Below are 14,087 nucleotides of genomic sequence, written 5' to 3'. Positions count from 1 at the left end.
AGGCCGCCCGGTCACCCGGACGGCCTCGCGGGTCAGAATCTTTGCGTCAGAAACGCAGGCCGAGCCCGGCTACGACCTGGTCGGTCGTCGCGTCGCCGACATCGCCGCCGATGTCGTCATATTGCGACCGGCGGTATTCGAGCCGGCCTTCGAGCGGACCGGGCAGCTGGACCTGCAAGCCCCCGCCGAAGCGCAGCCCGTTGGCATTGTTGTCAAGATCGTCGAGCGAACCGGCGCTGGTAAAGGACTTGGTGTCGAGCGCGGTATAGCCGACCTTGCCATAGGCGGCGATGCCCGGCGTCACCGCGAAGCCGGCGCGGGCCCCGATGTAATACTGGCCGTCGGCATCGAGACCGTCACGGGCCCCGCCGAAGCTGTCGGGGAACTCCGTCGAGCCGCCGCTGGTCGACAGTTCGCCTTCGACGCCAATGAAAGCGCTGCCGAGCGAGAGGTCGTAGCCGGCGGTAATGCCATAGACTGCCGAATCGGCATCGGCGCTCACGCTGGCATCGCCCGATTCGACGTCGAGCCCTTCGTAACCGGCAAGCGCGCCGACATAGAAGCCGCCCGGGGCCACGTTCTGTGCCTGTGCCATTGCGGGGGTGGCGAGCATGCCCGCGGCGATTGCGACCGTTGCGATTGTCTTTTTCATCTTGTTATCCTTTCGCGTGCGCTTGAATGCACGTCGGCGGCGGTTGGCGAAGCCGCGCTTGCGCCCCGCTGAACCAATCGGCGGCCCGGGGCGTGCCAGCGATGGTGCGGGCACTTATTCGACCAGCGGTTTTGCCAATCCCACCAATGGCAGGCTAGCCGGGACCCGAAGAAGAGAGAGCCGATGGAGGATATGGCGATGGCAGACAGGACGATTTTCATTCTCGGGGCATCGCGCGGTATCGGGCTGGGCCTGGTGAAGGAGTTCCTTGCGCGCGGATGGCAGGTCGTCGCGAGCGAGCGTTCGCGCAGCGACGCGTTGCACGCGCTGGAAAGCGAGGCGCTGCGCATCGTGAGCTGCGACGTCACCCGTCCCGACAGCTACGCCGATCTCGGCTTCGAGGATGGGCAGTTCGATGCGCTGGTGATCAACGCAGGCGTTACCGGCGCGCGCCACCAGGATGCGATGCAGGCGACTGCCGACGAGGTGGCGGACGTGATGGTGACGAATGCCTTCGGCCCCGCGCGCGCGGCGCGGACGCTGCTGCCCGCGCTCAGGGACGGCGGGACACTGGCGGTCATGTCGTCGCTGATGGGATCGATCTCCGACAGCTCGGGCGGGTACGACCTGTACCGCACCAGCAAGGTCGCGCTGAACATGCTCGCCAAGGGCGTGGCCGAACAACACGCCGCCGCACGCGGCATCGCCGTGCTGGCGCTGCACCCGGGCTGGGTCCAGACCGACATGGGCGGGCCGCAGGCCAAGCTGACCATCGACGAGAGCGTCAACGGCCTCGCAGACGTCCTCGAGGGCGCGAGCGGCGCCAGCTTCCACTTCGTCGACTACAAGGGCGACGAACTGGCGTTCTAGCCTATCCGACCACCCCGGCGCTGGCGAGCACCGCCAGCGTCAGCACATCGGGCGCAATGGCGGTCATCGGCGCGATCTGGACCGGCTTTTCCGAGCCGATCATCAGTGGCCCGATAGTCGTTTCGCCGCCCAGTTCGCGCAGCAGCTTGGCCGACAGGTTGGCCGACTGCAGGCCCGGCATGATCAGCACATTGGCCGGACCCGACAGGCGGCTGAAGGGATAGAGCGCCATGACCTTGGGATTGAGCGCCGCGTCGGGGGCCATTTCGCCTTCATATTCGAAATTCACCGAATCGTCGGCATCGAGCAGCGCCACCGCATCGCGGATATTGCCCAGCCACTGGCCCGACGGATTGCCGAAGGTCGAATAGGACAGGAAGGCAACGCGCGGTTCGTGCCCCATGCGCCGCGCCACCGCCGCGGTCTCGCGCGCGATGTATGCGAGTTCGCCCGCCGAGGGACGCTCGTTCATCGTCGTGTCGGCGAGGAAACTGGTGTGGTTCTTGCCCACCATCATATGGATTCCGAAGGGCGTCGCACCCGGCTTCGCATCGAGCACGCGACCCACCTCGCGCGCAGTCTGGCTGAAGGTACGGGTCAGGCCGGTGATCATGCCCTCGCCGTGCCCCAGCGCGACCAGCAGTGCTGCGAAAACGTTGCGTTCCTGGTTGACCATGCGGGCGACGTCGCGCTCGGTATACCCGCGCCGCTGCAAGCGCTTGTACAGATAGTCGACCATCGCCGGGACCTTGTCCGACACGTTCGAATTCTCGATGATCCAGTCATCGGGATCGTCGACTGCCAGTTCGCGCAGCTTCTCGAGGACCTTTTCGGTCCGACCGACCAGGATCGGCTCGCCGTAACCGAATTCGCGGTACTGGATGGCGGCGCGCAGCGCGACGTCTTCTTCCGCCTCGGCAAAGACCATCGGCTTGGGGTTGGCGCGGGCGAGGTCGTAGATATTGGTCAGCGCCGCGGTCGTCGGGTTGAGCCGCGCCTTGAGCTTGTGGCGATATTCGTCGAAATCGGCGATCGGCGCCTGCGCCACGCCGCTGTCCATCGCCGCCTTGGCCACCGCGCTGGAAACGACTTCCATCAGCCGCGGGTCGAACGGGGCGGGAATGATGTAATTCTCGCCGAACTGGTGCGTCACGCCGTAGGCGGCCGCCACTTCCTCGGGCACGCGTTCACGCGCGAGTTCGGCAATGGCCCGCGCTGCGGCAATCTTCATTTCCTCGTTGATCGCGGTTGCCTGCACGTCGAGCGCACCGCGGAAAATGAACGGAAACCCGAGCACGTTGTTGACCTGGTTGGGGTAGTCGCTGCGCCCGGTGGCGATGATCGCATCGGGGCGCACCGCCTTGGCTTCCTCGGGCATGATCTCGGGCACCGGGTTGGCCATGGCGAAGATGATCGGCTTGTCCGCCATGTGCTCAACCCATTCGGGCTTGAGCGCACCCGCCGCCGAGAGCCCGAGGAAGATATCCGCACCATTGAGCGCTTCTTCGAGGCTGGTGGCTGCGGTCTCGACAGCATGCGCGCTCTTCCACTGGTCCACATTGTCGCGTCCCGGAGTGATCGGGCCCGACCGGTCGCACACGATCACGTTTTCGTGCCGCACACCCATGGCCTTGATCAGCGCGGTGCAGGCGAGCGCGCTCGCCCCCGCGCCGTTGACCACCATTTTCACATCCTTGAGGTCGCGCCCGGTGAGATGGCATGCATTGATCAGGCCGGCCGCCGCGATGATCGCGGTGCCGTGCTGGTCGTCATGCATCACGGGGATGTTCATCCGCTCGCGCAGTGCCTGCTCGATGATGAAGCATTCGGGCGCCGCGATGTCTTCCAGATTGATTCCGCCGAAGGTGGGCTCCATCAGCGCCACCGCCTCGATGAACTTGTCCGGGTCTTCGGTATCGAGTTCGAGATCGATCGAATCGACGTCGGCGAAGCGCTTGAAGAGCACCGCCTTGCCTTCCATCACCGGCTTCGACGCCAGCGCGCCGAGATTGCCGAGACCGAGGATGGCGGTGCCGTTGGAAATGACAGCCACGAGATTGGACCGCGCGGTATAGCGCGCCGCATCCGCAGGATTGGCCGCAATCGCTTCCACCGGAGCAGCGACGCCGGGCGAATAGGCCAGGCTGAGGTCACGCTGGCTGCCCATCGGTTTCGAGGCGATGATCTCGATCTTACCGGGGCGGATCGTCTCGTGGTAGAACAGCGCCTCACGCGTGGTGAATGCGGATTTCTCGTCGGCCATGTGTATCCTCGTGTCGCTGCAGCTCGCCCCTAACCGCTCACGCGGCGAAGTCATAGGGGAAAGGGTGCCCCGGGCGACTCCCGAATCGGCGGCGGCCCCGCTAGGCCCGCTTCATGTCCGGCAAGCCCACTCCGATGATGCAGCAATATCTCGCGCTCAAGCGCGAGGCAGGCGACGCGCTGCTGTTCTACCGCATGGGCGATTTCTTCGAACTGTTCTTCGAGGACGCCCGGGTCGCCGCCGGCGTGCTCGACATCGCGCTGACCACGCGCGGCGAACATGACGGCGAACCCGTGCCGATGTGCGGGGTGCCCGTGCATGCCGCCGAGGGCTATCTCGCACGGCTAATCAAGGGCGGCTGCCGGGTCGCGATCGCCGAACAGACAGAAACGCCCGACGAGGCCAAGGAACGCGCACGGCGCGAGGGCACCCCCGTCTCCAAAAGCCTCGTCGCGCGCGATATCGTGCGGTTCGTCACTGCGGGGACGCTGACCGAGGAAGCGCTGCTCGAACCGCGCCGCGCGAATCTGCTGGTGGCGGTGGTTCCGCTGCGCGACAGCGTCGGGCTGGCGGCATGCGATATCTCGACCGGACGCATGGAACTGGAGGAATGCCCGATCGCCGCGCTCGATGCAGCGCTGGCGCGACTGGGCGCAAGCGAGTTGCTCGCCCCCGATGACTGGCCGGATGCCCCAGCCGACATCATCGCCCGGCCGCGCAGTGATTTCCGCAGCGAAGACGGCGAAGCCCGGCTCAAGACGATCCACCAGATCGCCACGCTCGATGGACTGGGCGACTTCTCGCGTCCCATGCTTGCTGCAGCGGCCGGGCTGATCGCCTATCTCGAGCATGCAGGACGCGGCACGCTGCCCTTCCTCCTGCCCCCGGTCGCACGCGGCAGCGGAGCCCACCTCGCGATGGATGCAGCGACTCGCGCCAGTCTCGAGATTCTCGAAGCGCAGGGTGGGGGGCGGGCCGGCAGCCTGATCGCCTGTATCGATCGCTGCGCCACGGGCGCAGGCGCGCGGCAGCTAGCCGAAGATCTGTCCGCCCCGCTTGCCGATCGCGGCGCCATCGAAGCCCGTCTCGCCAGCGTCCAGCATTTCCACGGTGACCCGCTACTCCGCGCGGACGTGCGCGGCGTCCTGCGCCAGGCCCCCGATATCGGCCGCGCACTCGGACGGCTGGTCGCCGGGCGCGGCAGCCCGCGCGATCTGAGCCAGATCCGCGACGGCCTTGCCGAAGCACGGCGGGTGCGCGACATGCTCGGCGCCCGCCCGGACCTTCCCGCACTGCTGGCGGACATGTGCGAGGCATTGGGGGGCCATGCGGCACTGGTCGACCATCTGGCGCGCGCGCTGGTCCCCTCGCCGCCGACCGAACGCAGCCAGGGCGGTTTTATCGCTGCGGATTACGATCATGCGCTCGACAGCCTGCGCGAAACCAGCGGCAACGCCCGCAAGGCCATCGCCGCGCTCGAAGCCAGGTACCGCGATGGGACCGGTACGCCGTCGCTCAAGATCAAGCACAACAAGGTGCTCGGTTATTTCATCGAAGTGCCTGCCAAGCATGGCGACAAGCTGATGGCAGCGGACAGCGGTTTCACGCACCGCCAGACCATGGCCGGCGCCGTGCGGTTCAATTCGATCGGCCTGCACGAGGAAGCGACACGGATCGCCGAAGCGGGCGCGCATGCGGTGGCCGCCGAAGAAGCGCATTTCGAAACACTGGTCGGTGAAGTGATCGAAGCCCGCGAAGCGATCGCCGCCACCGCCGCCGCACTTGCGCGGATCGACGTGGCGGCCGCGCTTGCCGAACGCGCGGTAGAAGGAGACTGGGCGCGCCCCGAGATGCGCGACGAGCCCTGCCTCGAAATCGTCGGCGGCCGGCACCCGGTGGTCGAAGCCGCGCTGGCGAGGAGCGGCGAACGTTTCGTTGCCAATGATTGCACCCTGGCGCAGGCAAACCGCCTGTGGCTGATCGGCGGCCCCAACATGGGCGGCAAGTCAACCTTCCTGCGCCAGAACGCGCTGATCCTGATGCTGGCCCAGGCAGGCAGCTATGTCCCTGCAAATTCGGCCCGGGTCGGTTTGGCCGACCGATTGTTCAGCCGCGTCGGGGCAAGCGACAATCTGGCGCGCGGACGGTCCACGTTCATGGTCGAGATGGTCGAAACCGCGGCAATCCTCAGCCAGGCGACCGAACGCAGTTTCGTGATCCTCGACGAGGTCGGGCGCGGCACCAGCACCTATGACGGCATGGCGCTGGCCTGGGCGGTGGTCGAAGCGGTGCATGAACAGCTGCAATGCCGCTGCCTCTTCGCCACGCATTATCACGAGCTCAGCCGACTGGCCGAGACCTGCGACGCGTTGAGCCTGCATCATGTGCGGGCGCGCGAATGGAAGGGCGATCTCGTCCTGCTGCATGAATTGGCGACGGGCGCTGCCGATCGCAGCTACGGCCTGTCGGTCGCCAAGCTGGCCGGTGTGCCCGCACCGGTCATCAAGCGGGCCAAGGCAGTGCTCGACAAGCTCGAGAAGGGCCGCGAACAGACCGGCGGGCTCGGCGCCGGCCTTGGCGACCTGCCGCTTTTCGCAGTCACCGCGCAGGCAGAAGAAGCTCGGCCCGACCCGCTGCGCGAGGCGATCGAGCGGATCGACGTAGATGCCCTCTCGCCGCGCGAAGCACTCGATACGCTCTACGCCTTGCAGACCACGGCCCGGGAAACGGACGCTTAACCGCGCTGCCCTATACCGGGGAGATGGATGACGGACTGCACCCCGGATTGCTCAAGAAACTGGCGCTCGTCGTCCTGTTTCTGATCGGTGTTGTGATCCTCGTCGGCGGGGAGAACGATCCCGGCGTGATCGCGCGTCTCAGCGACGCGCCGCCCGGGCAGGGCGAATTTGCGGATCGTGCGCCCGAGCCCTTGATCGATACGGATGTGCCCGCGCGGCGGGAGCAGCGGTCCTCGCAAGACGATGCGGCCCTGTCCGCATGGTATGCCGAAGATGCACCGACGGGGCCTGCAACACCCGAACCCTTCGTCCCCGAACCGTTCGATGACAGCTATCTGATAGAAGACGTCGAGCCCCTGGTCGGCGCGCGGCCCAGCCCGCTCCCCGGCCCGCCCGCGCGAGACGTCAAGCCGGTCGAGATCGTGAAATAGGATAGGAACCGCCCCCGCGATCCGCGATTGATATCTCATGGCTCAGGATGATCCCCCCGAAGATCCCGACAAGTCGACCGAGTGGGCCGAGGTCCGCACCGACCTTGCCGAGGATCGCAACATCATGGCGATGGAACGGACTTTCGCCGGCTGGATGCGCACTTCTTTTGCCGCGATCGGTATCGGGCTGGGCTTCAAGGCGGTTTTCGGGGCGTTCGATCCGCCGTGGCTGGCCAAGGCGATCGCCACGATGTTCATCCTGGCCGGGGGGTGGCTGGCGATTACTGCCGAACGCCGCGCTTGCCACACGCTCGACAAGTTGCAGACGCACAAGTTCGAGGCCATCTCGACCCCGAACTTTCGTGCGCTTGCCTATGCCATCGCCGCCGGATCGCTCGTGCTTACCGCGGGGCTTTGGGTGCTGAACGACGGTGCCATCTCCGGATAGCGAGGCCGCCGGAATCAGCTGCCGTCGGATGGCAAATCGGGGTCGACCTTGGCCGATTTGCCGTATTTGTCCTCATTGTCGTCGTGGTTGTCCTCGCCGCGATAGGCCGACATGTCGATCCGGCCCGAGCTTTCCATGTCGCGCATGTGGTCGATCGTGTCCTGCGTCGAATCGCCCATCAGGCCGCTCTTGTTGTCGCCCTTCGTGCTCTCGGTCGGCGATGATGTCTCGGTGGTGACCCCGCGGGCTTGCTCGGCCACTTCCTGCGCCTGCATGCGGTGATCGTCCTGCTCGTCATTGTGGGTTTCGGGCGCGAGGCCGGCCTGGCGCTGTTCCTGGCTGCTTACCTTCTTGTCGGTCATGCGTAGTCTCCTTTGCCTGACCAACGGTGGGCGGGGCCGCGCGGTTCCTATGGAGGTCCGATGGTGGGGAGCAGCCTGCCCGTGTCCCGTCCGGATTCTCTTTGCGTGCGCTAGCGGCATCCGCCGCTATCTTGCTGCTGCACCAGCCCACACCCCCGCCCGGCCACCCATAGAATACCGTGCCGTGGGTGGCCGGGAGGGGGCGTGGGCTGGTGCCGAGAAGTCAGGACGGATGTCCTGACCGCACCCACAAACTATCTCGTCGGAACCGGCTCCTCGCCCGAGTAGTCGTAGAACCCGCGGCCCGTCTTGCGGCCGAGCCAGCCGGCTTCGACATATTTCACCAGCAGCGGTGCGGGACGGTACTTGGCATCACGGGTGGTCTTGTAGAGCACCATGATGATGTCGAGACAGGTATCCAGCCCGACGAAATCGGCCAGCTGCAGCGGGCCCATCGGGTGGTTGAGACCCAGCCGGCAACCCTTGTCGATATCTTCGATCGCGGCGGTCGACTGGCCCAGCACGAACACCGCCTCGTTGATCATCGGCAGCAGGATACGGTTGACGACGAAGCCGGGCTCGTCCTGCGACAGGACCACTTCCTTCCCCAGGCTCTCGGCAAAGGCGGTGGTGCGGTCGGTGGTCTTCTGCGCGGTCGCGAGGCCGGGGATGACCTCGATCAGCTTCATCACCGGCACCGGATTGAAGAAGTGGAGCCCGATAAACCGCGCCGGATCGGGCGCATAATTCGCCATCCGCGTGATCGGGATCGAGCTGGTGTTCGAGGCCATGATGGCATCGGCGGCGAGGTACTGGCCAGCCTTCTCGAAGATCGCCTGCTTGATCGCTTCCTTCTCGGTCGCTGCCTCGATGATCAGGCTCGCGTCCTGCATCGGCGCGTAATCGGCGACCGGCGTGATGCGCTTCAGCGTCGCCTCGGCATCGGCGATCTCGATCTTGCCCTTGCCGACCAGCTTGCCCAGCGCCTTGTCGATCCCGGCGTGTGCCTGCTCGGCGACCTCCAGGCTGACATCGGCCAGCAGCACATCTATGCCGTTCGAGGCCACGGTCTGCGCTATTCCCGAACCCATCTGGCCCGCACCGATGATGGCAACCGTATTGTTCATCGAAATTTCCTTCGCGTCTGCAGCAACGGCGCTGCACTAGCGAAGGCGCAGGGCGCTGGCTAGCGCCTCAGCGGTTGGCGCCAGGCACCCACTTCACGTCGGCGCGGCCATCGTCATTGGCAACGCGCGCGAGTACGAACAGATAGTCCGACAGGCGGTTGATATAGGCCAGCGCGTGGCGGTTGGTCAGATGCTGCGCCGCCATCGCCGTCATCGCGCGTTCGGCGCGCCGGGCTGCAGCGCGGGCGACATGCAGCCGTGCGGCCCCTTCGCTCCCGCCGGGGAGCACGAAACTCGTCAGTGGTTCGAGCCGCGTATTGGCCTCGTCGATCGCCTGTTCGAGCCACGCGGTCTGACCTGCAACTATCCGCAGCACCATTTCCGAAGGGGCGAAATCGTCATCGTCACCCGCCGGCGTCGCAATATCGGCGCCGAGGTCGAAGAGATCGTTCTGAATCCGGTACAACGGGTCCGCGAACGGAGTGTCCGCCAAGGTAACTGCGGCGAGGCCGAGCGCCGAATTGGCTTCGTCCACAGCCCCGATCGCTTCCATCCGGGTATCGTGCTTGGGCAGGCGCGAACCATCGACAAGACCCGTGGTCCCGTCGTCGCCGGTACGCGTGTAGATCTTGTTGAGCTTGACCACGCAGCGCTGCGCCGGATCAGTTCGCGATGGCGAGCAGGACGGCCACCACCACCACGGCCAGCGCCTGGTACTTGATCCGCGCGAACATCATCTTGTTCTGCGTCAGTTGCATGTCGGTCGCGTCGGTCTGCTCACCGCTCTCCAGGTCGATCTTGGTGCTCTTCATGAAGGCGACGATCCCGCGGATGAGCGAGGCCACCACAAGAACCATGAGGATGACGAGGAGAATGATGAGGAATGTGTTCATAGCCACACAGACTTAGGCACTCGCGAGCGAAATGCCACCCGGAAAACGGTGCAAGCGCAGTTGCTCTGCAAGCAACAGACCATCCTCACCCGCCTCCCGCCGATCGGCCAGCGAGGGCGAGCCGCGCCGCTTGGCGAGTTTCTGCCCGCTCGCATCCACCAGCAGCCGGTGATGGTGCCAGCGCGGTACGGGCAGATCCAGCAGCGCCTGCAGCACGCGGTGGATCGGCGTCGCTGCAAACAGGTCCTCTCCGCGCGTTACCAGCGTCACACTGTCGGCGGCATCGTCCAGCGTGGCGGCCAGATGATAACTGGCCGGCGAGTCCTTGCGTACAATCACCACGTCGCCTGCCTCAAGCGGGTCGGCCCGCTGTACACCGGCCACCGCATCCTCCCATTCGAGCGGACCGACATCGGCAAGAGCGCGGGCCATATCGAGCCGCAGCGCGGCTGGCTTGTCCGGCTCGGGCGGGCGGGTCTTGCAGGTTCCGGGATAGACCGCGCCTTGCGAGCCAATCCGCGGCCCCAGAGACACGATCTCGGCTCGGGTGCAGGTGCAGCGATAGAGGTATCCGCGCGCAAGCAGCTCCTGCGCGGCAGCGGCATAGGTCGCGAGCCGGGTCGATTGCGCGGGCACTTCTTCCCATTCGAGCCCGAGCCACGCGAGATCGCGGCGAAACGCTTCCGCCAATTCGGGGCGCGAGCGCGGACCGTCGATGTCTTCGATCCGCAGCAGGAAACGTCCGCCGGCCCGTTTCGCAAGATCATGCGCGACCACTGCCGAGTAGGCGTGGCCCAGATGCAACGGGCCATTCGGACTGGGGGCGAAGCGGGTTACGGTCATGCGGTCCTGGCGAGGTCAGCTCGAAACGGCGCGGGTTGCGGACAAGTTTGTGGATAGCCTGTCTGTAACAGGCTTGACGCTTTTCCTTGCAAGTGCATTTTCTAAGTCATCGGGGAGGAACGCACGAGTGTTCAGGGCCGAACTGCTTGAACGGGCCGCTAGGTTCCGCAGTAGCGAAGATGATCCGACGCGCAATCTGCAGTCGTGCCCTTCGCTCGTCCTCAATGCCGACTTCACGCCGCTATCCTATTACCCGCTCAGCCTGTGGCCGTGGCAGACCGCGATCAAGGCGATCTTTCTCGACCGGGTGGATGTGATCGCCACCTACGAGCGCGAGGTCCATTCGCCCTCGCTCGACATGAAGATCCCCAGCGTGATCGCGCTCAAGCAGTATGTGAAGCCCAGCGAGTTTCCCGCGTTCACGCGCTTCAACCTGTTCCTGCGCGATCGCTTCAGTTGCCAGTTCTGCGGGGCGATGAACAATCTCACCTTCGACCACGTCATCCCGCGCCGGCTGGGCGGCAAGACCACCTGGGAGAACATCGCCACCGCCTGCGCACCGTGCAACATGAAGAAGGGTGGCCGCACACCGAGGCAGGCGGGCATGCAGCTTGCCAGCGAACCGATCCGCCCAACCCATTGGCAGCTGCAGCAGCACGGCAAGATGTTCCCGCCCAACTATCTCCACGAAACATGGCGCGACTGGCTCTACTGGGATATCGAACTGGAGGCGTGAAGAAGCGGTCAGCTTGGCCGATCTCGCCAGGCTCCCAGAGCATGCGGATCAGGTCACCGCAGCTCGCTCGCGGAACTCGTCGCGCTGCCATTCGCCGCTTTCGAGCACTTCGGCAAGGTGCCGCGCGGCTTCGGCCATGTCCTCGAAGCGCAGATAGGCGGGCGCAAACCCGAAACGCAGGATATCTGGGTCACGAAAATCGCCGATGACGCCGCGCGCGATCAGCGCCTGGCAGATCGCGTAAGCCTCTGCATGGCGGAACGACAGCTGGCTGCCACGCTGGGCAGGATCGGCAGGACTGACGAGATCGAGCGTGACACCACGTTCGGCAAGGCACTGGCGCAAGAATTCGGAGAGCGCCTGCGATTTGGCGTGGAGCCTCTCGACCCCGATTTCCCCGATCAGATCGACGCCCACTTCGAGCGCCGCAAGGCCGAGGATCGGCGGCGTTCCGCACTGGAGCCTGTCGATCCCCGGCGCGGGTTCGTAATCGTCGCTGAAGGCGAAGGGGGCGGCGTGCCCGAACCAGCCGGTGAGCGGCTGCCGCGCACTTTGCAGGTGCCGTTCGGCGACAAAGGCATAGGCCGGTGCGCCCGGCCCGCCATTGAAGTATTTGTAACCGCAGCCAACCGCGAAATCGGCTCCGCACCCGCCGAGATCGACCGGCAGGGCGCCGCCCGAATGCGACAGATCCCACAGCACCAGTGCTCCCGCTTCGTGCGCCGCCCGGGTCATGGCGGCCATGTCGAACACCTCGCCAGTCTTGTAATGCGCGTGGGTCAGCAGCAGCAGCGCGACGTCCTCGTCCAGCGCGCAGGCGAGCTGTTCGCGCGGGGCCAGTCGCCGCTTGGCAAGGCCCTGCTTTTCCAGCCCCTCGATCATGTAGAGATCGGTCGGGAAATTGCCCGGCTCGCTCAGAACGGTCTTGCGGCCCGGGCGCATTTCAAGCGCCGCGGCAATCAGCTTGAACAGGTTCACACTGGTGGAATCGCAGGCAATGACCTCATGCGGTGATGCCCCGATCAGCGGCGCGATCTTGCCGCCGATCCGGAGCGGCCAATCGATCCAGTCGGCGGTGTTCCAGCTGCGGATAAGGCCCTCGCCCCACTCCTCGCGCACTACCTGTTCCATGCGAGCGGGCGTAGCTTTCGGCAGGCAGCCCAGCGAATTGCCATCGAGGTAGATGACGCCTTCGGGCACGATGAACCGATCGCGGAAGCCCGCCAGCGGGTCGCCAGCGTCGAGGATACGCGCGCGCGAATTCATCGGTTCATGCATCGGCTGGCTCGCGCAGAATGGCGCGGGTCAGGCCGGCATCGCCGCCCGCTATCTTCAGCGGCAGCGCGATCAGTTCGTAACGCCCTTCCGGAACCCCATCGAGCACCAGCCCTTCGAGAATGCGCATGTCATGCTCCAGCACCGCCCGGTGGGCATCCATCGTCTTGCTGTCCTGCGGATCGACACTGGGCGCATCGGTCCCGACCAGCTTGACACCCTGCAATGCGAGCCATTCGATCGCTTCGGCATCGATCGCGGTGAAACTGGCGTCCCATTGCTCGTGCGGGAAGGTTTCGAACGTGCGGAACAACACGCGGTCGGCGCTTTCGATATGCGGCAGATCGCCGACCGAAACCCTGCCACCGGTGACCCGCGTCGCATCCACCACCAGGCATTCCCCGATGTAGGGATCGAGCGCAACGCTGGCGATATCGGGAGCGGAAGCGGAATAATGCAGCGGTGCATCGCCATGCGTGCCCGAATGCGTGCTCATGGTCATCCGCCCGACATTGACGGGCGATCCATCCTCCATCTTCCATGTGCGATCGAATGCGAAAGCGGTGTCGTCCGGCCAGACGGGCATCCCGGGGCGCAGCGTCTGCGAGATGTCCCAGATACGTCGGGGGCTTTTCCAGCTGCTCATAAAGCGGTCCGCACGCTCAGGAGTTCGGGAAAGAAGGCGGCTTTCAGCACGCCCGCCAGATAGGGCACGCCGGGGGTGCCGCCCGTGCCTTTCTTGAAGCCGATGATCCGTTCCACCGTCTTGAGATGGCCGAAGCGCCAGCGCTGGAAATGATACTCCAGATCGACGAGCTTTTCGGCCAGTTCGTAGAGGTCCCAATAGGCTTGCGGATCGCGGTAGATCTCGGCCCATGCCGCCTCGACCGCGGGCGCATGCTCCCACGCCCTGGCCCGGTCGCGCTCGAGCACGCTGTCGGGAATGGCGAAGCCGCGCCGCGCCAGCAGCGCGATCGCTTCGGCGTAGATGGATTTGCGGGTGAGTTCCGCTTTCAGCCCCTCGGCCACGTCGGGCGTCGCCTCGTGCATGGTGACCATGTCCGGATTGCGTCCGCCCAGCAGGAATTCCATCATCCGGTACTGCGCGCTCTGGAACCCGCTCGATCCGCCCAGGTGTGGCCGGATGGTCGAATAATCATGCGGGGTCATCGTGCTGAGCACATCCCAGCTCTGGATCAGCTGTCCCTGCGCACGCGCCACGCGCGCGAGCATCTTGAAGGAGGGCCGCAGGTCGTCGGCCCGGATGCATGCGCGCGCCTTGGTCAGCTCGTGCAGGCACAGCTTGAGCCACAGCTCGCTCGCCTGGTGGACGATGATGAACAGCATCTCGTCATGCGCTTCGGACGCGGGATGCTGCGCCGCGAGAATGCGCTCGAGATCGAGGTAGCTGGAATAGGTAACATCGGATGCCATGCCCGCTGCCCTAGC

The 14,087-nt window shown here is 65.5% G+C and carries 15 protein-coding genes; 5 read left to right on the top strand and 10 right to left on the bottom strand.

Annotated elements, in window-relative coordinates; genetic code table 11:
* Positions 1 to 46 precede the first annotated feature (46 nt).
* Entirely contained in the window at positions 47 to 652 is a 606-nt protein-coding gene (locus GRI55_RS04700; protein ID WP_050600465.1) for an outer membrane protein, read from the bottom strand.
* Between the two features lie 198 nt (positions 653 to 850).
* On the opposite strand from GRI55_RS04700, the gene GRI55_RS04695 reads away from it, so the two are divergent.
* Positions 851 to 1,522 (top strand): SDR family NAD(P)-dependent oxidoreductase, encoded by a 672-nt coding sequence (locus tag GRI55_RS04695; RefSeq protein WP_160766332.1) that lies wholly within the window; start codon positions 851 to 853, stop codon positions 1,520 to 1,522.
* A 1-nt stretch (position 1,523) separates the two neighbouring features.
* Here the strand turns inward: GRI55_RS04695 and GRI55_RS04690 are convergent, their stop codons facing one another.
* On the bottom strand, positions 1,524 to 3,785 hold the full coding sequence (locus tag GRI55_RS04690; protein WP_050600466.1) for an NADP-dependent malic enzyme: 2,262 nt from the start codon (positions 3,783 to 3,785) through the stop codon (positions 1,524 to 1,526).
* 113 nt (positions 3,786 to 3,898) lie between these two features.
* On the opposite strand from GRI55_RS04690, the gene mutS reads away from it, so the two are divergent.
* From mutS to GRI55_RS04675, 3 genes are read left to right on the top strand one after another with little or no spacing between them, the layout of a single operon-like run.
* A complete protein-coding gene (mutS, locus tag GRI55_RS04685; RefSeq protein WP_160766331.1) occupies positions 3,899 to 6,523 on the top strand; it encodes a DNA mismatch repair protein MutS in 2,625 nt (874 codons plus the stop codon).
* A gap of 23 nt (positions 6,524 to 6,546) precedes the next feature.
* Positions 6,547 to 6,954 (top strand): hypothetical protein, encoded by a 408-nt coding sequence (locus GRI55_RS04680; protein WP_160766330.1) that lies wholly within the window; start codon positions 6,547 to 6,549, stop codon positions 6,952 to 6,954.
* A 37-nt stretch (positions 6,955 to 6,991) separates the two neighbouring features.
* A complete protein-coding gene (locus GRI55_RS04675) occupies positions 6,992 to 7,402 on the top strand; it encodes a YidH family protein (RefSeq protein ID WP_050600469.1) in 411 nt (136 codons plus the stop codon).
* 14 nt (positions 7,403 to 7,416) lie between these two features.
* On the opposite strand, the gene GRI55_RS04670 is transcribed toward GRI55_RS04675, so the two are convergent.
* The 5 genes from GRI55_RS04670 to gluQRS all read right to left on the bottom strand — a co-directional run bounded on the left by GRI55_RS04670 (position 7,417) and on the right by gluQRS (position 10,627).
* Positions 7,417 to 7,764 (bottom strand): hypothetical protein, encoded by a 348-nt coding sequence (locus GRI55_RS04670; protein ID WP_050600470.1) that lies wholly within the window; start codon positions 7,762 to 7,764, stop codon positions 7,417 to 7,419.
* A gap of 254 nt (positions 7,765 to 8,018) precedes the next feature.
* A complete protein-coding gene (locus GRI55_RS04665; RefSeq protein ID WP_160766329.1) occupies positions 8,019 to 8,891 on the bottom strand; it encodes a 3-hydroxyacyl-CoA dehydrogenase NAD-binding domain-containing protein in 873 nt (290 codons plus the stop codon).
* Positions 8,892 to 8,958: 67 nt separating this feature from the next.
* On the bottom strand, positions 8,959 to 9,537 hold the full coding sequence (locus GRI55_RS04660; RefSeq protein ID WP_063511028.1) for a cob(I)yrinic acid a,c-diamide adenosyltransferase: 579 nt from the start codon (positions 9,535 to 9,537) through the stop codon (positions 8,959 to 8,961).
* Positions 9,538 to 9,553: 16 nt separating this feature from the next.
* Complete coding sequence (locus GRI55_RS04655; RefSeq protein ID WP_050600473.1) at positions 9,554 to 9,784, bottom strand: HIG1 domain-containing protein; 231 nt, start codon at positions 9,782 to 9,784, stop codon at positions 9,554 to 9,556.
* Between the two features lie 12 nt (positions 9,785 to 9,796).
* Positions 9,797 to 10,627, bottom strand: a complete 831-nt coding sequence (gene gluQRS / locus GRI55_RS04650; RefSeq protein ID WP_160766328.1) for a tRNA glutamyl-Q(34) synthetase GluQRS — start codon at positions 10,625 to 10,627, stop codon at positions 9,797 to 9,799.
* Positions 10,628 to 10,754: 127 nt separating this feature from the next.
* Between gluQRS and GRI55_RS04645 the strand changes: the two genes are divergently transcribed.
* The gene (locus GRI55_RS04645; protein WP_050600475.1) at positions 10,755 to 11,363 is read left to right on the top strand and encodes an HNH endonuclease; all 609 of its coding nucleotides are present in this window, start codon (positions 10,755 to 10,757) and stop codon (positions 11,361 to 11,363) included.
* Between the two features lie 48 nt (positions 11,364 to 11,411).
* Here the strand turns inward: GRI55_RS04645 and kynU are convergent, their stop codons facing one another.
* The 3 genes from kynU to GRI55_RS04630 are packed head-to-tail and all read right to left on the bottom strand — an operon-like array spanning position 11,412 to position 14,072.
* Entirely contained in the window at positions 11,412 to 12,629 is a 1,218-nt protein-coding gene (gene kynU / locus GRI55_RS04640) for a kynureninase (protein WP_160766487.1), read from the bottom strand.
* A gap of 4 nt (positions 12,630 to 12,633) precedes the next feature.
* The gene (gene kynB, locus GRI55_RS04635) at positions 12,634 to 13,284 is read right to left on the bottom strand and encodes an arylformamidase (RefSeq protein ID WP_160766327.1); all 651 of its coding nucleotides are present in this window, start codon (positions 13,282 to 13,284) and stop codon (positions 12,634 to 12,636) included.
* The gene (locus GRI55_RS04630; protein WP_050600477.1) at positions 13,281 to 14,072 is read right to left on the bottom strand and encodes a tryptophan 2,3-dioxygenase; all 792 of its coding nucleotides are present in this window, start codon (positions 14,070 to 14,072) and stop codon (positions 13,281 to 13,283) included. Before GRI55_RS04630 ends, kynB begins: the two co-directional genes overlap by 4 nt.
* Positions 14,073 to 14,087: the final 15 nt, after the last annotated feature.

Origin of the sequence: Qipengyuania citrea (genome assembly GCF_009828015.1) — a bacterium.
Lineage (GTDB): Bacteria > Pseudomonadota > Alphaproteobacteria > Sphingomonadales > Sphingomonadaceae > Qipengyuania > Qipengyuania citrea.
The sequence above is the reverse complement of the archived record's forward strand: the minus strand, read 5'-3'. Positions and strand labels throughout refer to the sequence as shown.